The 21,650-nt window shown below is 71.5% G+C and carries 25 protein-coding genes and 1 pseudogene; 25 read left to right on the top strand and 1 reads right to left on the bottom strand.

Annotated elements, in window-relative coordinates; translation table 11 throughout:
- Positions 1-123 precede the first annotated feature (123 nt).
- The 18 genes from proS to AB0O53_RS30940 all read left to right on the top strand — a co-directional run bounded on the left by proS (position 124) and on the right by AB0O53_RS30940 (position 14,652).
- Positions 124-1,536, top strand: a complete 1,413-nt coding sequence (proS, locus tag AB0O53_RS31025; protein WP_359126673.1) for a proline--tRNA ligase — start codon at positions 124-126, stop codon at positions 1,534-1,536.
- A gap of 210 nt (positions 1,537-1,746) precedes the next feature.
- Entirely contained in the window at positions 1,747-2,343 is a 597-nt protein-coding gene (locus tag AB0O53_RS31020; RefSeq protein WP_031148710.1) for a hypothetical protein, read from the top strand.
- Between the two features lie 236 nt (positions 2,344-2,579).
- On the top strand, positions 2,580-3,017 hold the full coding sequence (gene rpsP / locus AB0O53_RS31015; protein WP_031148712.1) for a 30S ribosomal protein S16: 438 nt from the start codon (positions 2,580-2,582) through the stop codon (positions 3,015-3,017).
- A gap of 2 nt (positions 3,018-3,019) precedes the next feature.
- A complete protein-coding gene (locus AB0O53_RS31010) occupies positions 3,020-3,259 on the top strand; it encodes an RNA-binding protein (protein ID WP_030011889.1) in 240 nt (79 codons plus the stop codon).
- Positions 3,260-3,342: 83 nt separating this feature from the next.
- Positions 3,343-3,933 (top strand): ribosome maturation factor RimM, encoded by a 591-nt coding sequence (gene rimM, locus AB0O53_RS31005; protein ID WP_365200060.1) that lies wholly within the window; start codon positions 3,343-3,345, stop codon positions 3,931-3,933.
- Complete coding sequence (trmD, locus tag AB0O53_RS31000) at positions 3,933-4,754, top strand: tRNA (guanosine(37)-N1)-methyltransferase TrmD (protein ID WP_350987721.1); 822 nt, start codon at positions 3,933-3,935, stop codon at positions 4,752-4,754. Before rimM ends, trmD begins: the two co-directional genes overlap by 1 nt.
- Before the next feature lie 134 nt (positions 4,755-4,888).
- Positions 4,889-5,239: a 50S ribosomal protein L19 gene (gene rplS, locus AB0O53_RS30995; RefSeq protein WP_030823745.1), complete on the top strand. Its 351-nt coding sequence runs from the start codon at positions 4,889-4,891 to the stop codon at positions 5,237-5,239.
- A gap of 45 nt (positions 5,240-5,284) precedes the next feature.
- Entirely contained in the window at positions 5,285-6,052 is a 768-nt protein-coding gene (gene lepB / locus AB0O53_RS30990; protein ID WP_350987720.1) for a signal peptidase I, read from the top strand.
- Complete coding sequence (gene lepB, locus AB0O53_RS30985) at positions 6,045-7,019, top strand: signal peptidase I (RefSeq protein ID WP_403140494.1); 975 nt, start codon at positions 6,045-6,047, stop codon at positions 7,017-7,019. The genes lepB (AB0O53_RS30990) and lepB (AB0O53_RS30985) overlap by 8 nt, the downstream gene beginning before the upstream one ends.
- A gap of 112 nt (positions 7,020-7,131) precedes the next feature.
- Positions 7,132-8,028 carry a signal peptidase I gene (gene lepB / locus AB0O53_RS30980; protein ID WP_350988378.1) on the top strand — a complete coding sequence of 299 codons (897 nt, stop codon included), beginning with the start codon at positions 7,132-7,134 and terminating at the stop codon, positions 8,026-8,028.
- Between the two features lie 41 nt (positions 8,029-8,069).
- On the top strand, positions 8,070-8,849 hold the full coding sequence (lepB, locus tag AB0O53_RS30975; protein ID WP_365200055.1) for a signal peptidase I: 780 nt from the start codon (positions 8,070-8,072) through the stop codon (positions 8,847-8,849).
- Complete coding sequence (locus AB0O53_RS30970) at positions 8,839-9,345, top strand: NUDIX hydrolase (RefSeq protein ID WP_350987718.1); 507 nt, start codon at positions 8,839-8,841, stop codon at positions 9,343-9,345. Before lepB (AB0O53_RS30975) ends, AB0O53_RS30970 begins: the two co-directional genes overlap by 11 nt.
- Before the next feature lie 55 nt (positions 9,346-9,400).
- Entirely contained in the window at positions 9,401-9,709 is a 309-nt protein-coding gene (locus AB0O53_RS30965; RefSeq protein ID WP_008737534.1) for a DUF2469 domain-containing protein, read from the top strand.
- A 109-nt stretch (positions 9,710-9,818) separates the two neighbouring features.
- Positions 9,819-10,190 carry a YraN family protein gene (locus AB0O53_RS30960; protein WP_350987717.1) on the top strand — a complete coding sequence of 124 codons (372 nt, stop codon included), beginning with the start codon at positions 9,819-9,821 and terminating at the stop codon, positions 10,188-10,190.
- A complete protein-coding gene (locus AB0O53_RS30955; protein ID WP_365200052.1) occupies positions 10,190-11,821 on the top strand; it encodes a YifB family Mg chelatase-like AAA ATPase in 1,632 nt (543 codons plus the stop codon). Before AB0O53_RS30960 ends, AB0O53_RS30955 begins: the two co-directional genes overlap by 1 nt.
- Positions 11,818-12,996 (top strand): DNA-processing protein DprA, encoded by a 1,179-nt coding sequence (gene dprA, locus AB0O53_RS30950; RefSeq protein WP_365200050.1) that lies wholly within the window; start codon positions 11,818-11,820, stop codon positions 12,994-12,996. The genes AB0O53_RS30955 and dprA overlap by 4 nt, the downstream gene beginning before the upstream one ends.
- Before the next feature lie 209 nt (positions 12,997-13,205).
- Positions 13,206-14,042, top strand: coding sequence for an RNA polymerase sigma factor WhiG (gene whiG / locus AB0O53_RS30945; RefSeq protein ID WP_350987714.1), 837 nt, complete (start codon positions 13,206-13,208; stop codon positions 14,040-14,042).
- A gap of 52 nt (positions 14,043-14,094) precedes the next feature.
- Positions 14,095-14,652: a TetR/AcrR family transcriptional regulator gene (locus tag AB0O53_RS30940; protein ID WP_350988376.1), complete on the top strand. Its 558-nt coding sequence runs from the start codon at positions 14,095-14,097 to the stop codon at positions 14,650-14,652.
- A 31-nt stretch (positions 14,653-14,683) separates the two neighbouring features.
- Here the strand turns inward: AB0O53_RS30940 and AB0O53_RS30935 are convergent, their stop codons facing one another.
- Entirely contained in the window at positions 14,684-15,220 is a 537-nt protein-coding gene (locus AB0O53_RS30935; RefSeq protein WP_365200045.1) for a M23 family metallopeptidase, read from the bottom strand.
- Between the two features lie 251 nt (positions 15,221-15,471).
- Here AB0O53_RS30935 and rpsB point away from each other — a divergent pair, with 251 nt between their 5' ends.
- The 7 genes and pseudogenes from rpsB to AB0O53_RS30900 all read left to right on the top strand — a co-directional run.
- Positions 15,472-16,332 (top strand): 30S ribosomal protein S2, encoded by an 861-nt coding sequence (rpsB, locus tag AB0O53_RS30930; protein ID WP_350987712.1) that lies wholly within the window; start codon positions 15,472-15,474, stop codon positions 16,330-16,332.
- Positions 16,333-16,467: 135 nt separating this feature from the next.
- Positions 16,468-17,304, top strand: a complete 837-nt coding sequence (gene tsf, locus AB0O53_RS30925; RefSeq protein WP_350987711.1) for a translation elongation factor Ts — start codon at positions 16,468-16,470, stop codon at positions 17,302-17,304.
- Positions 17,305-17,466: 162 nt separating this feature from the next.
- Entirely contained in the window at positions 17,467-18,246 is a 780-nt protein-coding gene (pyrH, locus tag AB0O53_RS30920) for a UMP kinase (RefSeq protein WP_030028671.1), read from the top strand.
- Between the two features lie 82 nt (positions 18,247-18,328).
- Positions 18,329-18,886 (top strand): ribosome recycling factor, encoded by a 558-nt coding sequence (frr, locus tag AB0O53_RS30915; RefSeq protein WP_030028670.1) that lies wholly within the window; start codon positions 18,329-18,331, stop codon positions 18,884-18,886.
- The gene (locus AB0O53_RS30910) at positions 18,886-19,962 is read left to right on the top strand and encodes a phosphatidate cytidylyltransferase (RefSeq protein WP_350987710.1); all 1,077 of its coding nucleotides are present in this window, start codon (positions 18,886-18,888) and stop codon (positions 19,960-19,962) included. The genes frr and AB0O53_RS30910 overlap by 1 nt, the downstream gene beginning before the upstream one ends.
- Before the next feature lie 132 nt (positions 19,963-20,094).
- A complete protein-coding gene (gene rlmN / locus AB0O53_RS30905; RefSeq protein ID WP_350987709.1) occupies positions 20,095-21,210 on the top strand; it encodes a dual-specificity RNA methyltransferase RlmN in 1,116 nt (371 codons plus the stop codon).
- Between the two features lie 252 nt (positions 21,211-21,462).
- Positions 21,463-21,650: pseudogene (locus AB0O53_RS30900) on the top strand (thiamine ABC transporter substrate-binding protein); the annotation flags it as partial.

Here is a 21,650-nt window from a genome sequence, read left to right as displayed (position 1 = left end):
CGCTCCTGATTCCGTCTCGCCCCCCAGCCCCCGTTGCCAGAGAACTCCCCATTCGCCCCCGCGTCCAGAGGAGCGCGGCACCCGATTCACGCATCCCGTGCCGGGCGCCGTACGATTCGCGGCATGGCAAAGGCACCCGTTCTCACCCCGCAGGCGGAGGATTTCCCCCGCTGGTACCAGGATCTGATCAACAAGGCCGAGCTGGCCGACAACGGTCCGGTCCGCGGCACCATGGTCATCCGACCGTACGGCTACGGCCTGTGGGAGCGGATGCAGCAGGAGATGGACGCCCGCATCAAGGACCAGGGCGCCCAGAACGCGTACTTCCCCCTCTTCATCCCGCAGTCGTACCTGACGAAGGAAGCCGAGCACGTCGAGGGCTTCGCCCCCGAGCTCGCGGTCGTCACGCACGGCGGCGGCAAGGAGCTGGAGGAGCCGGTCGTCGTCCGCCCCACGTCCGAGACGATCATCAACGACTACTTCTCCAAGTGGGTCCAGAGCTACCGCGACCTGCCGCTGCTGATCAACCAGTGGGCCAACGTGGTCCGCTGGGAGATGCGCCCCCGCGTCTTCCTCCGCACGAGCGAGTTCCTCTGGCAGGAGGGCCACACCGCCCACGCCACCTACGAGGACGCCCGCGAGTACGCCGCCCGCATCCACCGCGACGTCTACGGCGACTTCATGACGAACGTGCTCGGCATCGACGTCGTGCTCGGCCGCAAGACCGCCAAGGAGCGTTTCGCCGGCGCCATCAACACCCTCACCCTCGAGGGCATGATGGGCGACGGCAAGGCCCTGCAGATGGGCACCAGCCACGAGCTCGGCACCAACTTCGCCAAGGCCTTCAACACCCAGTACCTGTCGAAGGAAGGCAAGCAGGAGCTCGTCTGGCAGACCTCGTGGGGCGTCTCGACCCGCATGGTCGGCGGCCTGATCATGTCCCACGGCGATGACAACGGCCTGCGCGTCCCGCCGCGCCTCGCGCACGTCCAGGTCGTCGTCATGGCGATCAAGGGCGACGAGGCCGTCGCCAAGGTCCGCGAGCTGGGCGACCGGCTGAAGGCCGCCGGCATCCGCGTGCAGGTCGACGACCGCGTCGACACCCCCTTCGGCCGCCGCGCCGTGGACTGGGAGCTCAAGGGCGTACCGGTCCGCATCGAGATCGGCCCCCGCGACCTGGAGGCCGGCACCGCGATGCTCGCCCGCCGGATCCCGGGCGGGAAGACCCCGGTCCAGATCGACGCGCTCGTCGACCTGCTGCCGAAGGTGCTGGACGAGGACCAGGCGCAGCTGCTGCGCGAGTCCCGCGAGCGCCGCGAGTCCCGTACGTCCGACGTCGCGACCATCGAGGAGGCCGCCGAGGCCGCCGTCGCCGGCGGCTGGGCGCGGATCCCGTGGGCCGACCTCGGTCCGGAGGGCGAGGCGAAGCTGGCCGAGCAGGCCGTCTCCGTGCGCTGCCTGGTGGCGGAGGACGGTTCCGTTCCGGACGCCGACGACGCTCCCGGTACCCTCGCGATCGTGGCGCGCTCCTACTGATCTCGTCGCCGAAGGCTTCCGGGCCCCGGCGTGCGGCTGGTGCCGCGCGCCGGGGCCGGTGCTTTTTGGTCGACGTTACGTACCGACTCCTCCGGAGTTCGGCGCACCCGTCCTCGTCGGGACGCATGAGGCTGAACTGACTGGTACGTGCAAAAAATTTGGAATGGCCCGGAATCGGAACACCCGGGCACCCCGGCTCGTTGTCACGACGTGAGCACGACACCACCTGTTCTCGCCGCAGAGCTGGCGCAGGCGTGGGCCGACATTCAGCGGTACCACCCCGAGCTGCCCGACCTTGCCGCGCCCGAGTCCCTGATCGGAGAATCCTCGTCCGCCTGCGGCGCCGAGCTCTCCTTCGAGCGACTGCTGCACGAGGCAGTCCACGGCATCGCGGCCGCCCGCGGTGTCCGGGACACCTCGCGCGCAGGCCGCTACCACAACCGCAGATTCCTCGCGATCGCCGAGGAGATGGGGCTGGACCACTCCGACGAGCCGCACGCCAGCAGCGGCTTCTCGCTGGTCACCCTCAATCCCGAGGCGAAGCGGCGCTACCGTCCCACCATGGAGCGCCTCCAGCGGGCGCTGAAGGCACACACGGCCGCCACCGCCGCCGACACCAAGCGCAGCTTCCGCGGGCCGGCCGCCCGGCACGGCTCCTCGGGCGGCGGCGTGCGGGTCAAGGCGGTCTGCGACTGCGGGCGCAACGTACGGGTCGTCCCCTCCGTGCTCGCCCAGGCGCCGATCGTGTGCGGGGGCTGCATGAAGCCCTTCCGCATCCCCGAAGTCGCCATCGCGGCGGCCTCCTGACGCTGCGGGCGCCCGGCGCACGACGCCGGGCGTGACGTGCGGGCTCGTCCGACCGGAGTGATCCTCCCCGTCGGCCGAGCGCGCCGCAGGCGTATGGCACAATGGCTAGCTGTACTCGACAGTCGCATAGGACCCCTCTCTCCTCCGGCTGACGCGTCCATCGGGCACCCGAGTACCGCAACCCCACGTGGCATCTCATGTGCCCAACCACGTCAAGTTCAGGAGACACCACTCCAGTGGCAGTCAAGATCAAGCTCAAGCGCCTCGGTAAGATCCGCTCTCCCCACTACCGCATCGTCGTCGCCGACGCCCGCACCCGTCGGGACGGCCGCGCGATCGAGGAGATCGGCATCTACCAGCCGACCTACAACCCCTCGCGCATCGAGGTCAACGGCGAGCGCGCCCAGTACTGGCTCTCCGTCGGCGCCCAGCCGACCGAGGCCGTTCTCGCCATCCTGAAGCTCACCGGTGACTGGCAGGCGCACAAGGGCCTCCCGGCCCCCGCGCCGCTGCTGCAGCCGGCCACGAAGGAAGACAAGCGTCGCTCCTTCGACGAGTTCGCCAAGGCCCTCGAGGGCATCGGCGAGGGCAAGGGCGAGGCCATCACGCAGAAGAAGAAGGCCGACAAGAAGGCGGACGAGGCTGACGCCGCCGCCGAGTCGACCGAGGCCTGAGCATGCTCGAGGAGGCTCTTGAGCACCTCGTAAAGGGCATTGTGGACAACCCCGACGAAGTGCAGGTCGCCTCGCGCAACCTGCGCCGCGGACAGGTGCTCGAGGTCCGGGTCCACCCCGACGACCTCGGCAAGGTGATCGGCCGCAACGGCCGCACCGCACGTGCTCTGCGCACCGTCGTGGGCGCCATCGGCGGCCGGGGGATCCGCGTCGACCTCGTCGACGTGGACCAGGTCCGCTGAGCAGTTGAATCACCGGCACGGGCCGGGGAGGGCATACGTGCCCGCCCCGGCCCGTCGTCGTCTGAACAGGAGAGGCACAGACAGTGGAGCTGGTAGTCGCGCGGATCGGCCGCGCCCACGGCATCAAGGGTGAGGTCACCGTCGAGGTGCGCACGGACGAGCCGGAACTGCGGCTCAGCCCCGGCGCCGTGCTGCGCACCGAACCGGCTTCGGCGGGCCCGCTGACCATCGAGACGGGCCGTGTGCACAGCGGCCGGCTGATGCTGCGCTTCGCCGGCGTCAAGGACCGCACCGCCGCGGAGGGCCTCCGCAACATCCTCCTCATCGCCGACGTGGACCCGGCGGAGCTGCCCGAGGAGGAGGACGAGTACTACGACCACCAGCTCATGGACCTGGACGTGGTGCTCGAGGACGGCACCGAGATCGGCCGGATCACCGAGATCTCCCACCTGCCCTCGCAGGACCTCTTCATCGTCGAGCGCCCCGACGGCACCGAGGTGATGATCCCCTTCGTCGAGGAGATCGTCGCCGAGATCGACCTGGAGGAGCAGCGCTGCGTCATCACCCCGCCGCCGGGGCTGATCGACGACCGCGCCGAAGTCGCCTCCGCCCGTGACGCCGAGGCCGCGAGCACCGACGCGAGCACCGGCGCGAGCACCGAGGGCGACGCCTGATGCGGCTCGACGTCGTCACGATCTTCCCCGAGTACCTGGAACCGCTGAACGTCTCGCTCGTCGGCAAGGCGCGCGCCCGCGGACAGCTGGACGTGCACGTCCACGACCTGCGGGACTGGACCCACGACCGGCACAACACGGTCGACGACACCCCGTACGGCGGTGGCCCCGGCATGGTCATGAAGACCGAGCCCTGGGGCGAGGCGCTGGACGAGGCGCTGGCCGACGGGTACGAGGCCGGCGCGCGCGGCCCCGTCATGGTGGTCCCCACGCCCAGCGGCCGTCCGTTCACCCAGGAGCTGGCCGTCGAGCTCTCCGAGCGGCCGTGGCTGATCTTCACGCCGGCCCGCTACGAGGGCATCGACCGCCGCGTCATGGACGAGTACGCCACGCGCATGCCGGTGTACGAGGTATCCATCGGCGACTACGTCCTGGCCGGCGGCGAGGCGGCCGTCCTGGTCGTCACCGAGGCCGTGGCGCGGCTGCTGCCCGGGGTCCTCGGCAACGCCGAGTCGCACCGGGACGACTCCTTCGCGCCCGGCGAGATGGCGAACCTCCTGGAGGGGCCCGTCTACACCAAGCCGCCGGTGTGGCGCGGGCGGGACATCCCCGACGTGCTGCTCAGCGGCCACCACGGCAAGATCGCCCGGTGGCGCCGGGACGAGGCGTTCCGCCGGACCGCGGCCAACCGCCCCGACCTGATCGAGCGCTGCGAGGCCTCCGCCTTCGACAAGAAGGACCGCGAGATGCTGTCGATCCTGGGCTGGCAGCCGTCGCCGGACGGCCGATTTTGGCGCAGGCCGCAGGCCGTGGAAGAATAGGCGGCTGCTGTGTGCTCGCCGGACGCCCCTGCCACAGGGGGACCGTCGGCCGCCGAGTGGCACGGCTCCCGAATTCTCTACGGAAACCCGCACTGGCGACCTGTGGCGTCATGCGAAGAAAGCAGACGAAGAACATGTCTCACCTGCTCGATGGCGTCAACGCCGCCGCGCTCCGCTCGGACGTCCCGGCCTTCCGCCCGGGTGACACGATCAACGTGCACGTCCGCGTGATCGAGGGCAACCGCTCCCGTATCCAGCAGTTCAAGGGTGTCGTCATCCGCCGCCAGGGCGCCGGTGTCTCCGAGACCTTCACCGTTCGCAAGGTCTCCTTCAGCGTCGGCGTGGAGCGTACCTTCCCGGTCCACTCCCCGATCTTCGAGAAGATCGAGCTCGTCACCCGCGGTGACGTCCGCCGTGCGAAGCTGTACTACCTCCGTGAGCTCCGCGGCAAGGCCGCGAAGATCAAGGAGAAGCGCGACAAGTAAGGTCGCCTCCGGTGTCCGGCGGCGGCCGGATAGGCTCGCCCCACGATGGACACCGAAGCACCTCACACGCAGCGCGGTCACTCTTCCCCCCGCGAGGGGCGAGGGTGGCCGCGTTCTGCGTTCTCCCGGACGGCCGACGGGACGCCCTCGGAGGGATCCGACGCGGACCGGCCCTCCGGGCGTCAGCTGACCTGGCGCCGGGCCGGGGCACTCGGTGTGATCTGCACGGTCTTCCTGCTGCTGCTCAGCAACTTCGTCGTCCAGCCCTTCCTCATCCCGAGCCACTCCATGGAGCCGACGCTCCGGGTCGGCGACCGGGTACTGGTCAACAAGCTGGCGTACCGTTTCGGCGATCAGCCGCGCCGCGGGGACCTGGTGGTCTTCGACGGCACGGGCTCCTTCGTGCGGGAACGCGCGGGCGGCGGACCGGTCGGCGACCTGGTGCAGGGCGCCGCCTCGGCGCTCGGGCTCGCGGAGCCCTCCGACACCGACTTCGTGAAGCGGGTGGTGGGCGTGGGCGGTGACGACGTGGTCTGTTGCGACGCGGGCGGGCGGGTGTCGGTCAACGGCGTCCCGCTGGACGAGCCGTACCTGTATCCCGGGGACGCCCCCTCGAAGGTGCCCTTCCGGATCGTCGTACCGCTGGGGACCCTGTGGGTCATGGGCGACCATCGTTCCCAGTCCCGGGACTCACGGGACCACCTCGGGGAACCGGGCGGGGGGATGGTGCCGGTGGAGAAGGTGATCGGGCGGGCCGACTGGATCGGCTGGCCGGTGTCGCGCTGGGGCGCCGTCGGCGGCGGCCATGGGTAGCCGGGGGCGGCCGAGGGGCCGACGGGAGCGCGAGCCCGAACCGGAGCCGCGCGGGCGGACGCGGAGCCCCCGGGACTGGCTCGACGACGAGCCCGAGCCCGAGCCGCAGCCGCGCGGACGGGCCCGGAGCCGGCGCGAGCCCGAGCCCGAGCAGCGGGAGCCCGAACGCGAGCCCCAGCCGTTCGTGGCGGAGGGCGGCCGGGCCCAGCGGCGCCGGCTCGCCCGCAAGGTGCGGCGGCGCCGCCGCACGCGCCGGGCCGGCGAACTGCCGCTGCTCGTGGTGGTGGCGCTGTGCATAGCCCTGCTCCTGAAGACCTTCCTGGTGCAGGCCTTCTTCATTCCGTCGGGCTCGATGGAGCAGACCATCCGGATCGGCGACCGCGTGCTCGTGGACAAGCTGACGCCGTGGTTCGGCTCCAAGATCGAGCGCGGCGACATCGTCGTGTTCAAGGACCCCGGCGGCTGGCTCAAGGGCGAGGCGGCCCGGCCCCCCAAGGACCCGGTCGTGGTCAAGCAGATCAAGCAGACCCTGACCTTCATCGGCCTGCTGCCCTCGGCCGACGAACAGGACCTGATCAAGCGCGTCATCGGCGTCGGCGGCGACACCGTCAAATGCTGCGACGCCCGGGGCCGGGTCACGGTCAACGGTTCGCCGCTCGAAGAGCCGTACGTCAACCCGGGCAACACGCCGTCGGACATCCCCTTCGAGGTGCAGGTGCCCGCCGGAAGGCTCTTCGTCATGGGCGACCACCGAGCGAATTCGGCCGATTCCCGCTTCCATCTCGACGAGGCCTTCGAGGGCACCATCGACGAGAACGGAGTCGTCGGAGAGGCCGTGGTGATCGCCTGGCCCTTCGGGCACTGGACCCGTCTGGAGCAGCCCGCGACCTTCCGCATGGTGCCCGATCAGGCGCGCCGCGAGGGACGCGGCCGCAGGCGACGCCGCACGGGCGTGACGTTCGCATAGTGTGTCCTCGGTCTCCCGCGCCTTAGGGAACTCCCGCTCGTTAAGGGAGGGGAGAGCCCGTGTCAGGTTCGGCACGGGCGGCGAACGTGAGTGAGGAGTGGATGTGGGGGACGTGGCGGTGGGCGCACGGTCCGGACGCGACGAGGGCGAGGAGCGGCCGGACGACGCCGTCGCGCACGAGACCGAGGAGGACGGCGCTCTGGAGAAGCCGCACCGCTCCTTCTGGAAGGAGCTCCCGCTCCTCATCGGCATCGCGCTGCTGCTGGCCCTGCTGATCAAGACCTTCCTGGTCCAGGCGTTCTCGATCCCCTCCGACTCGATGCAGGACACCCTGCAGCGCGGGGACCGGGTGCTGGTCGACAAGCTCACGCCGTGGTTCGGCTCCGAGCCGGAGCGCGGCGAGGTCGTGGTCTTCCACGACCCGGCGAACTGGCTCTCGGGCGAGCCCACGCCGGAGCCGAACATCGTGCAGAAGGCCCTCAGCTGGATCGGCCTCATGCCGTCCGCCGAGGAGAAGGACCTGATCAAGCGGACCATCGCCGTCGGCGGTGACACGGTCGAGTGCAAGAAGGGCGGACCGGTCGTCGTCAACGGCAAGGCGCTCGACGAGCCGTACATCTACCCCGGCAACACCCCGTGCGACGACGCCCCCTTCGGCCCGCTCAAGGTGCCCGAGGGCAAGATCTGGGTGATGGGCGACCACCGGCAGAACTCCCAGGACTCCCGCTACCACATGCAGGACTCCACCGGGGGCTTCGTGCCGGTCGACAAGGTCGTCGGGCGGGCCGTCGTGATCGCGTGGCCGGTCACCCGCTGGTCCACCCTGCCGATCCCGGACACCTTCGACCAGCCGGGCATCGGCAACCAGGCCGCGGCCACCGCGCTCGGCCTCGGGGCCGCCGGACTGGCGCCCGTCGGACTCGGCCCGGCCGCGCTGGGGCTCGCCGGAGCGGTCCCGCTGGTGATGTGGCGTCGCCGGAAGCTGACCGGCGGCCGTACCGACGGGTAGGGTGCCGCCCAGGTCGACGATCCCGATGTGGGGGCGCTGGAATGGGCGGAACAGAAGCGATACGCAGTGGCAAGGACGGCCGCGGCGGCCTCGGCAACGTGTTGTCGGGGATCGCCGTGGCCATCGGCTTTGCGCTCTTCCTCGGCGGCTTCGTGTGGGGGGCGGTCGTCTACCAGCCCTACACGGTCCCGACCGACTCGATGATGCCGACGGTGCGCCCGGGCGACCGGGTGCTGGCGCAGCGCATCGACGGCGCCGAGGTGCGCCGCGGCGACGTGGTCGTCTTCACTGATTCCATGTGGAGCGATTCGCCCATGGTCAAGCGGGTCGTCGGCATCGGCGGCGACACCGTGAAGTGCTGCGGGGCCGAGGGCGGGCTGACCGTGAACGGCACCCCGCTGGACGAGCCCTACGCCGACACCAGCCGGCCGGACTCGGGCCTCGCGATGCCGCCCGGGCAGGCCCCGCCCCCCGGGACCCCCTTCGAGGTGACGGTCCCCGAGGGGAACCTCTTCCTGCTGGGCGACCGGCGTGCCGCCTCGCTGGACTCGCGGGCCCACCTCCAGGAGGCCGGGCAGGGGACCGTGCCCCGGTCGGCCGTCAGCGCCCGCGTCGACGCCCTGGCCTGGCCTTCCATGGCGATGCTGGAGCGCCCGAAGACGTACGCGGCCCTGCCCGGCGGGATCTCCGGGCACGGGCCGCTCCGGCTCCAGGTGGCCGCCGTGGCCGCCGGGGCGGCCCTGGTGGTGCTGGGGGCCGCGTACGGGCCCCTCGTACGGATCCTGGGGCGCGGACGGCGGGAGCGGGCCGGTGTCGCCTGAACCGGCCGGCGGCCATGCCCCCCGGCAGGTGTCCCGGGTGATCCTCCTCGACCCGGCGGACCGGATCCTGCTGCTGCACGGCTTCGAACCGGCCGACCCCTCGGACGACTGGTGGTTCACCCCGGGCGGCGGCCTCGAAGGGACGGAGACCCGGGCCGAGGCCGCGCTGCGCGAGCTGGCGGAGGAGACCGGGATCACCGAGGTGGAGCTGGGGCCGGTGCTGTGGCACCGCTTCTGCTCCTTCCCCTTCGACGGCCGCCGCTGGGAACAGGACGAGTGGTACTTCCTGGCCCGGACCAGCCGGACCACGACCTGGATGGGCGGTCTGACCGAGCTGGAGCGGCGCAGCGTCACCGGAGCCAGGTGGTGGACCTCCGAGGAACTTCTCGCGGCACGTGAGACGGTGTACCCGACCAGGCTCGCCGAGCTGCTCCGCACGCTGCTCGACGAGGGTCCTCCGGGTGCGCCGGTGGTCCTGGCCCCGGAAATCGTTTAGGGGCGCACGGCGCTGGCGCACAATAGGGGGACGCACGGCTGAAGGGGAACATGCCATGAGTGCCGAGGACCTCGAAAAGTACGAGACCGAGATGGAGCTGAAGCTCTATCGGGAGTACCGCGACGTCGTCGGGCTGTTCAAGTACGTGATCGAGACCGAACGCCGTTTCTACCTCACCAACGACTACGAGATGCAGGTGCACTCGGTCCAGGGCGAGGTGTTCTTCGAGGTCTCGATGGCCGATGCGTGGGTCTGGGACATGTACCGGCCGGCCCGCTTCGTGAAGCAGGTCCGCGTGCTGACCTTCAAGGACGTGAACATCGAGGAGCTCAACAAGACCGACCTCGAACTGCCCGGGAGCTGAGCCGCCTCACCCGCACGGGTGACGGGACCGTCCACAGACGCCGGGTTGTCCACCAAGATCCACACGGTGGGCGGGGACGCGGGAGCGTGGGTGCCGGAGGTGGTGCCCGATGGACGCGAAGAGCGTGGCACGGCAGGCGATGGGGCGGTACGGCGAGGAGCTCGCGGCACGACGGCTGACCGAGGCCGGGATGACCGTGATCGCGCGGAACTGGCGGTGCCGCGGCGGGGAGATCGACATCGTCGCGCGCGACGGGGACGCCCTCGTCGTGTGCGAGGTCAAGACCCGGCGCACGGGGGACTTCGAGCATCCGATGGCCGCCGTGCGGGCCGCGAAGGCGGACCGGCTGCGCCGGCTCGCCGGGCGATGGCTCGCCGACCACGGCGGACCACCGCCGGGCGGGGTCCGCATCGACCTCGTCGGAGTCCTGCTGCCGCGGCGCGGCGCGCCCCTGGTGGAACACGTCAGGGGGGTGGCCTGATGGGGTTCGCGCGGGCCTGCTCCGTGGCCCTGGTCGGCGTCGACGGCGTGGTGGTCGAGGTCCAGGCCGACCTGGAGCCCGGAGTCGCGGCCTTCACCCTGGTGGGTTTGCCGGACAAGACCCTCGTCGAGAGCCGGGACCGGGTGCGTGCCGCCGTGGTCAACTCCGGCGCGGCCTGGCCGCAGAAGAAGCTCACGGTCGGGCTGAGCCCGGCCTCCGTCCCGAAGGCGGGCGCCGGCTTCGACCTCGCCGTGGCGATCGCGGTGCTCGGGGCCGCCGAGGTGGTCGACCCGGCGGCCATCGCCGACCTGGTGCTGATCGGCGAGCTGGGGCTGGACGGGCGGGTGCGCCCGGTCCGGGGCATCCTGCCGGCCGTCCTCGCCGCGGCCGAGGCGGGCTACCGGCAGGTGGTCGTGCCGCAGCAGTGCGCCACCGAGGCCGCGCTCGTGCCGGACGTCTCGGTGCTCGGCGTGCGCAGCCTGCGGCAGCTGATCGCCGTCCTGACCGACGGGGAGGTGCCCGAGGAGGATCCCGGGGAGCCGGCGGGCCGACCGGACCCGATGCTGGCCGGTCTGCTCGTTCCCGGGGCCGGCCTGGGCACCGGCCTCGCCCCGGGCCGCCCGGGCGGGGACTGCGCCGACTTCCCCGACCTCGCCGATGTGACGGGGCAGCACACGGCCCGCCGCGCCCTCGAAGTCGCGGCGGCCGGAGGGCACCACCTGTTCCTGAGCGGGCCGCCCGGCGCCGGCAAGACGATGCTGGCCGAGCGGCTGCCCTGGATCCTGCCGCCGCTCACCCGGCAGGACTCCCTGGAGGTCACGGCGGTCCACTCGGTCGCGGGAATCCTGCCGCCCGGCGAGCCACTGGTCTCCCGGCCGCCGTACTGCGCGCCGCACCACTCGGCGACCATGCAGTCCCTGGTGGGCGGCGGGACCGGGGTGCCCAGGCCCGGAGCGGTCTCCCTCGCCCACCGCGGGGTGCTCTTCCTGGACGAGGCCGCGGAGTTCCACAGCAGGGCGCTGGACGCGCTGCGCCAGCCCCTCGAATCGGGGCACGTGGTCATCGCCCGCGCGGCCGGGGTGGTACGGCTGCCCGCGAGGTTCCTGATGGTCCTCGCCGCGAATCCCTGCCCCTGCGGGCGGCACACCGTGCACGGGGCGGGATGTGAATGCCCGCCCTCGGTGATCCGGCGCTACCAGGCACGGCTGTCCGGGCCGTTGCTCGACCGGGTCGACCTGAGGGTGGAGGTGGAACCCGTGACCCGCAGCGACCTGCTGGGACAGGGCGGCCGGGGCGAGTCCAGCGAGGTGGTCGCCGACCGGGTGCGCCAGGCCCGGGAACGCGCCGCGGCCCGGCTCGCCGGCACTCCATGGCGGCTCAACTCGGAAGTGCCCGGGCAGGAGTTGAGGACCCGTTGGCGGCCGGCCCCGGGGGCTCCGGCACAGGCCGAGCGGGAACTGGAGCGGGGGCTGCTCACCGCGCGCGGCCTGGACCGGGTCCTGCGGGTCGCCTGGACCGTCGCCGACCTGCGGGGGCGGGACCGGCCCGAGGCGCTCGACGTGGCCGTGGCGCTGGAACTGCGGACCGGCGTCGCCCGGGGGGCCATGTCGCTGACGGAGGCCGGGACATGAGCGCCGCCGGGGAGGAGGAGCAGCTGGCCCGGGCGGCGCTGACACGGGTGCTGGAGCCCGGGGACGCACACGGCGGGCGCTGGATCCGGGAGCACGGCGCCACGGGGCTGCTCCGGCTGCTGACCGGCCCGGAGACGCAGTGGCCGTCTCCGCCCGGGGTGGGGCCGGATCGGCTCGCCGCGTACCGCAGGCGGGCGGCGCTGGCCGACCCCCGCCGGGACCTGGAGCTCGCCGCCGGCGCGGGAGGCCGGTTCGTGTTCCCGGGGTCGGCGCAGTGGCCGACGCAGCTGGACGACCTCGGGGACGAACGCCCCGTCGGGCTCTGGCTCCGGGGCCGGCCGAACCTGCGTACCTGGGCGCTGCGTTCGGTCGCCGTGGTCGGGGCCAGGGCCTGTACCCCGTACGGTGCGCACATGGCGCAGACGCTGGCCGCCGGCCTCGCCGAACGGGGCTGGGTCGTCGTCTCCGGTGCGGCCTTCGGCATCGACGGCGCCGCCCATCGCGGGGCCCTCGCCTCCGGCGGCGCGACCGCGGCGGTGCTGGCCTGCGGGGTGGACGTCGCCTATCCCCGCGGACACGCCGGGCTGCTGGGCCGGATCGCCCGCCAGGGGCTGGTCGTGGGGGAGCTGCCGCCCGGCAGCCATCCCACGCCCAGCCGGTTCGTCCTGCGCAACCGGGTCATCGCCGCCCTCACCCGGGGCACCGTCGTCGTGGAGGCCGCCCACCGCAGCGGTTCCCTGGTGACCGCCCGGCGGGCCCAGCGGCTCGGGCGGTTCACCATGGGTGTCCCCGGGCCCGCCACCAGCGGACTCTCGGCAGGCGTGCACGAACTGCTCAGGGGCGGTGAGGCCGTGGTGGTCACCGACGCCGCGGAGGTGGTCGAACTCGTCGGCTCCATGGGGGAGCTGGCGCCCGAGCGGCGCGGCCCGGTGCTCGCCCGCGACCTGCTGGACCGGGACACGGCCCGCGTGCTCGAAGCCCTCCCGGCCGGACGCCCGGCGACCGCGGCCGAGCTGGCACTTGCCGCGGGCACCGGCACCGATGAAGTCATCGGCAGACTGTACGAACTTCACTCTCTGGGGTTCGTCGAACGGCAGGGCGACGGCTGGCGGTTGAGCGCGAATACGGCTGGAGAGGGCACGCAAACCCGGGTTCCCCGGCGAGGCGGTCGTTGACCTGGGGACTTCCGGTGAAAGAGTGAAACCGATGAGAGACGCGGTCCTCCCGGTGGCAGTCGCCGGGACCGTGCGCGAGGCGCCGGTCCCGGGTCGCCCGCGCGAGCCGGGGCGCCCCTCGGCCCCCGCGCCATCCCGTACTCTTCGCGCACCGCGACACTTCCGTCACGCTACGCTCCCAAGGAATCCGGCTCCGGCAAAGGCGACGCATGCCCCAGCACACCTCAGGGTCCGACCGCGCTGCGGTGCCCCCCGCTGCCCGCGGCAGCGTGCGGTCCACCGCGCCCTCGTCCCTGGAGGTGCTCTGGCGCTCGTACAAGGCCTCGGGTGACGAACGGCTGCGGGAGCAGCTGATCCTGCACTACTCGCCCCTGGTGAAGTACGTGGCCGGCCGCGTCAGCGTGGGCCTGCCGCCCAACGTCGAGCAGGCCGACTTCGTCTCCTCCGGGGTCTTCGGGCTGATCGACGCCATCGAGAAGTTCGACATCGAACGCTCGATCAAGTTCGAGACGTACGCGATCACCCGGATCCGCGGCGCCATGATCGACGAGCTGCGGGCGCTGGACTGGATCCCCCGCTCGGTCCGGCAGAAGGCGCGGGCCGTGGAGCGGGCCTACGCCACGCTGGAGGCCCAGCTGCGGCGCACCCCGACGGAGAGCGAGGTCGCCGGGGAGATGGGGATCGGGGTGGAGGACCTCCACACGGTCTTCAGCCAGCTGTCCCTGGCGAACGTGGTCGCCCTGGAGGAGCTGCTGCACGTCGGCGGGGAGGGCGGCGACCGCCTCTCGCTGATGGACACGCTGGAGGACACGGCCGCCGACAACCCGGTGGAGGTGGCGGAGGACCGCGAACTGCGGCGCCTGCTGGCCCGGGCCATCAACACGCTGCCCGAACGGGAGAAGACCGTGGTGACCCTCTACTACTACGAGGGGCTCACCCTGGCCGAGATCGGCAACGTGCTGGGCGTCACCGAGAGCCGGGTCAGCCAGATCCACACCAAGTCCGTGCTGCAACTACGCGCAAAGTTGGCAGATGTGGGGCGGTGAGCTTGCGGTACCTCCGTAGAGTGGACGTGTGCCCAGGATTCGAGCGGCCTCCGTGGCCGAGCACCGGTCGATGCAGCGCGGCGCCCTCTTGGACGCCGCGCGCTCCCTGCTGTCCGAAGGCGGTACGGAGGCCCTGACCTTCCCCGCCCTGGCGGAGCGGACCGGACTCGCCCGGTCCTCCGTGTACGAGTACTTCCGCTCCCGTGCGGCCGTGGTCGAAGAACTGTGCGCCGTGGACTTCCCCGTATGGGCCGCCGAGATCGAGGCGGCGATGGAACGGGCCGATGCGCCGGAGGCGAAGGTCGAGGCCTACGTGCGCAGCCAGCTGGCCCTCGTGGGGGACCGGCGGCACCGGGCGGTCGTGGCGATCTCGGCCAGTGAGCTGGACGCCGGGGCCCGGGAGAAGATCCGTGCCGCGCACGGCGGGCTGATCGCGATGATCGTCGAGGCCCTGGCCGCACTCGGTCAGGAGCAGCCGAGGCTGGCCGCGATGCTGCTCCAGGGGGTCGTGGACGCCGCCGTGCGCCGCATCGAGCTCGGCGCGGCCGAGGACCCCGAGGTCATCACCGAGACGGCGCTCGCCATCGCCCTGCGGGGCGTCCGGGGCTGAAGCCCCGCCGCCGGCGCCGGCACGCCGCGCCTCACGGGCCGCCCGCCGCCGGGCCGGAGCCGGGGCCCGGCCCGGGAAGCGGCCCCGTTCCGGGCAGCAGGCGCGGAGTGGGCCGGGCCAGCAGCGCCAGCGGGTTGAGGTAGGCCTCCCCCGACAGCAGGCCCCAGTGCAGGCACGGCTCCGGGCAGTGGGACCCCTCCGTGAGTACCGCCACCACCTGCCCCGCCGCGACCTCCTCACCCTCCGCGACCAGCGGCCGGACCGGCTCGTACGTGGTGCGCAGACCGTTCGGCAGGGCGAGGGAGAGGACCCCGCGGCCCGCGACCTGCCCGGCGTGGTGGACCCGGCCGGCGGCGACCGCCCGCAGCTCCGCGCCCACCGGCGCGGCCAGGTCCACCCCGCGGTGGCCGGCCGCGTACGGGGTCGGGGGCGGATCCCACCAGCGCACCACCGCCAGCGGCGCGGGCAGCGGGCGGACCGGCGGCCCGGCCGACCCGGCTTGCGGGGACGGCGGGGCCGGCGGCAGGGCCAGGGCGGCCAGGAGCAGGCTGAGCAGCAGTGTCGTCATGCACCGCAGCCTCCCGCGGTCCCCGGGGGCGGCGGGCCGGGCTGTGGACGGTCCGGGCGCTGTGGACAACGGCGTCACCCGGCATACCGCCGGGTCCCGTACACTTCTTGTGGCGATCCGGGTCACCGGGTCGACTTCGCACGCCCCGGCACCAGCCCGAAACGGCCAGGTGGCAGCGTCTCTCGGTCCCCTCATGGGGGCAGGGCGCGGTGGGGCGTCAGGAACCAAACCGAGAAACCAAGGAGATGGCCATGGCCGTCGTCACGATGCGGGAGCTGCTGGAAAGCGGCGTCCACTTCGGTCACCAGACCCGTCGTTGGAACCCGAAGATGAAGCGCTTCATCTTCACGGAGCGCAACGGCATCTACATCATCGACCTGCTGCAGTCGCTGTCGTACATCGACCGCGCCTACGAGTTCGTGAAGGAGACCGTCGCGCACGGTGGCTCCATCATGTTCGTCGGTACCAAGAAGCAGGCCCAGGAGGCCATCGCCGAGCAGGCGACGCGCGTCGGCATGCCGTACGTCAACCAGCGCTGGCTGGGTGGCATGCTCACCAACTTCTCCACCGTCTACAAGCGCCTCCAGCGTCTGAAGGAGCTTGAGGCGATCGACTTCGAGGACGTCGCCGCCTCGGGTCTCACCAAGAAGGAGCTCCTGGTCCTCTCCCGCGAGAAGGCCAAGCTGGAGAAGACCCTCGGTGGTATCCGCGAGATGTCGAAGGTTCCCAGCGCCGTCTGGATCGTCGACACCAAGAAGGAGCACATCGCCGTCGGTGAGGCGCGCAAGCTGCACATCCCGGTCGTCGCGATCCTCGACACCAACTGCGACCCCGACGAGGTCGACTACAAGATCCCGGGCAACGACGACGCGATCCGTTCCGTCACCCTGCTCACCCGCGTGATCGCCGACGCCGTCGCCGAGGGCCTCATCGCCCGCTCCGGCGCTGCGACCGGTGACTCGAAGCCGGGCGAGAAGGCCGCCGCCGAGCCGCTCGCCGAGTGGGAGCGCGACCTGCTCGAGGGTGACAAGAAGGCTGACGAGGCCCCGGCCGCCGACGCCGAGGCCGCCCCGGCCGTCGAGGCCCCGGCCGCCGACGCCGAGCAGGCCTGACCCACTGAGAGCGCCCGGTGTTCACGCGCCGGGCACTCACAGCACGGACGATGACGGCGGGGGAGCCGCGCCACGAGCGCGGCGCCTCCGCCGTTCACCCGTAGATCTACGACTTCGAGAGAGAATCACAGACTCATGGCGAACTACACCGCCGCTGACGTCAAGAAGCTCCGCGAGCTCACCGGCGCCGGCATGCTGGACTGCAAGAACGCGCTCGTGGACGCCGACGGTGACGTCGACAAGGCCCAGGAAGCCCTCCGCATCAAGGGCCAGAAGGGCGTCGCCAAGCGCGAGGGCCGTTCTGCCGAGAACGGTGCCGTCGTCTCCCTCATCGCCGACGACAACACCTCCGGTGTCATCGTCGAGCTGAAGTGCGAGACCGACTTCGTCGCCAAGGGCGAGAAGTTCCTGGCCGTCGCCAACGAGCTGGCCGCGCACGTCGCCGCCACCTCCCCGGCCGACATCGAGGCGCTGCTCGCGTCCGAGATCAAGCCCGGTCAGACCGTCACCGCCTTCGTCGACGAGGCCAACGCCAACCTCGGCGAGAAGATCGTCCTGGACCGCTTCGCGCAGTTCTCCGGCGGCTACGTGACCGCGTACATGCACCGCACGATGCCCGACCTGCCGTTCCAGATCGGCGTCCTGGTCGAGCTCGACAAGGAGAACGCCGAGGTCGCCCGCGGCGTCGCGCAGCACATCGCCGCGTTCGCCCCGCAGTGGCTGTCCGCCGAGGACGTCCCGGCCGAGAAGGTCGAGTCCGAGCGCCGCATCGCCGAAGAGGTCACCCGCGCGGAGGGCAAGCCCGAGGCTGCCATCGCGAAGATCGTCGAGGGTCGCGTCAACGGCTTCTTCAAGGACGCCACGCTGCTCGGCCAGGCCTACGCCCTGGACAACAAGAAGTCCGTCCAGAAGGTCCTGGACGAGGCCGGTGTCACCCTGAAGCGCTTCACCCGCATCAAGGTCGGCATCTGAGTCCGTCCGTACGCGACGGACACCGGACCCCGGTAGGGTCTGAAGCAGTCGTCCGCGCTTGCGCGAGGCGACCGCAGATCTGACGAGGAGGCCATTGCCGAAGAGGGAACCGCAAGGACCCACCGGCAATGGCCTTCTTCGTATGTGCACGAGGAGATCTCCATGAATCAGGGCGTGGACCCCCACACCGCATCCGACGACAAGAGCGACCAGTTCAAGAAGGGCCGCCGCTTCATGCTGAAGCTGTCGGGCGAGGCCTTCTCCGGTGGCGGAGGACTGGGCGTCGACCCCGACGTCGTCCACGCCATCGCGCGTGAGATCGCCGCGGTGGTCCGCGACGGCGCGGAGATCGCCGTCGTGATCGGCGGCGGCAATTTCTTCCGAGGCGCCGAGCTCCAGCAGCGCGGCATGGACCGCGCGCGGTCCGACTACATGGGCATGCTCGGCACGGTCATGAACTGCCTCGCCCTCCAGGACTTCCTGGAGAAGGAGGGCATCGACTCCCGCGTGCAGACGGCCATCACCATGGGCCAGGTCGCGGAGCCGTACATCCCGCTGCGCGCCGTGCGCCACCTGGAGAAGGGCCGCGTCGTCATCTTCGGCGCCGGCATGGGCATGCCCTACTTCTCCACCGACACCACGGCCGCCCAGCGTGCCCTGGAGATCGACGCCGAGGCCCTCCTCATGGGCAAGAACGGCGTCGACGGGGTCTACGACTCCGACCCGAAGAAGAACCCGGACGCGGTGAAGTTCGACGCGCTGGAGTACGGCGAGGTGCTCTCGCGCGACCTCAAGGTCGCCGACGCCACCGCGATCACCCTCTGCCGTGACAACAAGCTGCCGATCCTCGTCTTCGAGCTGCTCGCCGAGGGCAATATCGCCCGCGCCGTCAAGGGTGAGAAGATCGGCACGCTCGTCAGCGACCAGGAAACCCGGGCCTGAGCAGTCCGCTGCCGGTCCGGGTGGCCCCGACCGGCCCGCCCGCCCGCCCGAACCATCCATTCAAGACATGCAGGAGCACGTGGTGATCGAAGAAATCCTCCTCGAGGCCGAGGAGAAGATGGAGAAGGCCGTCGTCGTCGCGAAGGAGGACTTCGCCGCGATCCGCACCGGCCGTGCGCACCCGGCGATGTTCAACAAGATCGTCGCCGACTACTACGGCGCCATCACGCCCATCAACCAGCTCGCCTCCTTCGCGGTTCCCGAGCCGCGCATGGCCATCGTGACGCCGTTCGACGCGTCCGCGCTGCGCAACATCGAGCAGGCCATCCGCGACTCCGACCTCGGGGTCAACCCGAGCAACGACGGCCGCATCATCCGGGTGACCTTCCCCGAGCTCACCGGGGAGCGCCGCAAGGAGTACATCAAGGTCGCCAAGAACAAGGCCGAGGACTCCAAGGTCTCCATCCGCTCCGTCCGCCGCAAGGCCAAGGACGCCCTCGACAAGCTCGTCAAGGACAAGGAGGCGGGCGAGGACGAGGTCCGTCGCGCGGAGAAGGAGCTCGACGACACCACCGCGAAGTACGTCGCGCAGGTGGACGAGCTCCTCAAGCACAAGGAAGCCGAGCTCCTCGAAGTCTGATGAACGACTCTTCCTGGCAGCCGGAGCCGGTTCCGGCGGGTCCCGCATACGATGCGCAGGTGGGCCCGCACACTCGGCCCATGCCCATCGTGCCCGATGCCGCCGGCCGTGACTTCGACGACCGGGAAGCACGCGATCGGGGGGCCGCCCCGCACGGCGGTCCCCTCTTCCGCGCCGATACGCCGCCGCAGGAGCCCATGCCCAGCCCCCCGCCCCCGCATGCCGAGCACCCGCAGGACTCCTCCCCCCCGCCGCAGAAGAAGCGGGCGGGGCGGGACCTGCGTGCCGCGATAGGGGTCGGGGTCGGTCTCGGCGCGGTGATCTTCGCATCGCTCCTGATCGTCAAGGCGGTCTTCGTCGGCGTCGTGGTCGTCGCCGTCGTCGTCGGCCTGTGGGAGCTCACCTCCCGCCTGCAGGAGAAGAAGGGCATCAAGGCCCCTCTGGTCCCGCTCGCGGTCGGTGGCGCCGCCATGGTCATCGCCGGATACGTCCGGGGGGCCGAGGGCGCCTGGGTGGCCATGGCACTGACCGTGCTGGCCGTCCTGGTGTGGCGGATGACCGAACCGCCCGAGGACTACCTCAAGGACGTCACGGCGGGCGCCTTCGCGGCGTTCTACGTGCCCTTCCTGGCCACCTTCGTCGCGATGCTGCTCACCGCCGACGACGGACCGCAGCGCGTGATCACCTTCCTGCTGCTGACCGTGGTCAGCGACACCGGGGCCTACGCGGTGGGCTGGCGCTTCGGCAGGACCAAGCTCGCGCCGCGCATCAGCCCCGGCAAGACCCGCGAGGGACTGTTCGGGGCGGTGGCCTTCGCCATGGTCGCCGGCGCCCTCTGCATGGAGTTCCTGATCGACGGCGGCGCCTGGTGGCAGGGCCTGCTGCTCGGCCTCGCGGTCGCGGTCAGCGCCACCCTGGGCGACCTGGGCGAGTCGATGATCAAGAGGGACCTGGGCATCAAGGACATGGGCACCCTGCTGCCGGGGCACGGCGGCATCATGGACCGGCTGGACTCGCTCCTGCCCACCGCCCCGGTGGTGTGGCTGCTGCTGGCCGCTTTCGTCGGCACCGGCTGACCGGTCCCGGTCGGGTTATCCTGGAGGGCGCGCCGCGTGTACGCGGCGCGCCCTTTCCGTCCAGCGGCCGAGCCGCGGACCGGCCCTGCACGCGCGGGGTGACCCCCACCTCGTCGTACTGAGGAGTACCGCATGGCCCCCCGTCCCGCTCCGGGTGAGCTCACCTTCGTCGCTCCCCGCGGGGTCAAGAAGCCGCCCCGGCACCTCGCCGACATGACCCCGGCCGAGCGCCGCGAGGCCGTCGCCGCGATCGGCGAGAAGCCCTTCCGGGCCAAGCAGCTCTCCCAGCACTACTTCGCCCGCTACGCGCACGACCCGGCCGAGTGGACGGACATCCCGGCGGGCTCCCGGACCAAGCTCCAGCAGGAGCTCCTCCCGGACCTGATGAACGTCGTCCGGCACATCAGCTGCGACGACGACACCACCCGCAAGACCCTGTGGAAGCTGCACGACGGCACGCTCGTGGAGTCCGTGCTCATGCGCTACCCCGACCGGGTCACCATGTGCATCTCCTCGCAGGCCGGCTGCGGCATGAACTGCCCGTTCTGCGCCACCGGCCAGGCGGGCCTGGACCGCAACCTCTCCACCGCCGAGATCGTGCACCAGATCGTCGACGGCATGCGCGCGCTGCGCGACGGCGAGGTCCCCGGCGGCCCCGCCCGGCTGTCGAACATCGTCTTCATGGGCATGGGCGAGCCCCTGGCGAACTACAACCGCGTCGTCGGCGCCATCCGCCGGCTCACCGACCCGGAGCCCGACGGCCTGGGCCTGTCCCAGCGCGGCATCACCGTCTCCACCGTCGGCCTGGTCCCGGCCATGCTGCGCTTCGCGGACGAGGGCTTCAAGTGCCGTCTCGCCGTCTCGCTGCACGCGCCGGACGACGAGCTGCGCGACACCCTGGTCCCGGTGAACACCCGCTGGAAGGTCCGCGAGGTCCTCGACGCCGCCTGGACGTACGCCGAGAAGTCCGGCCGCCGCATCTCGATCGAGTACGCCCTGATCCGCGACATCAACGACCAGGCCTGGCGCGGCGACCTGCTGGGCCGACTGCTCAAGGGCAAGCGCGTACACGTCAACCTGATCCCGCTGAACCCGACGCCCGGTTCCAAGTGGACCGCCTCGCGCCCCGAGGACGAGAAGGCCTTCGTGGAGGCCATCGCCCGGCACGGCGTGCCCGTGACCGTACGGGACACCCGGGGCCAGGAGATCGACGGCGCGTGCGGCCAGCTGGCCGCTTCGGAGCGCTAGCGTCCGGTTCTGGCCGGTCACATTCGGCCACGGGGTACCCTGTGGCCGAACCAATTGCATATTCCGACAGGGGAGCGCCACAGCGCTGAGAGTGCGGTATCCGTCATCCGCAGACCCTCTGAACCTCGCCCCGGTCATTCGGGGTAGGAAGTTCGGTCACCACTCAAGCTGTTGCGCCCTGCCCGGCGTCCGCTCCCACAGAGCGCCGGGCAGGGCCGCGTCTTCTCCTGGTCATCCCAGGAGGAATCACCAGTGAGCACCACCAAGAAGATCGCGGGCGCCGTGCTCGCGGCAGCGCTGGGCGTCACCACGCTCGGCGCCTGCGGCGGCGGCGACGCCAAGGACAAGACCGCGGGCACCAGCGACGCCCCGAAGTCCAAGACCGTCACGCTCGTCTCCCACGACTCCTTCAACGTGACCGAAGCGGTGCTCAAGGAGTT

It is taken from the genome of Streptomyces erythrochromogenes (assembly GCF_040684695.1).
GTDB lineage: Bacteria > Actinomycetota > Actinomycetes > Streptomycetales > Streptomycetaceae > Streptomyces > Streptomyces erythrochromogenes_C.
The sequence above is the reverse complement of the archived record's forward strand: the minus strand, read 5'-3'. Positions and strand labels throughout refer to the sequence as shown.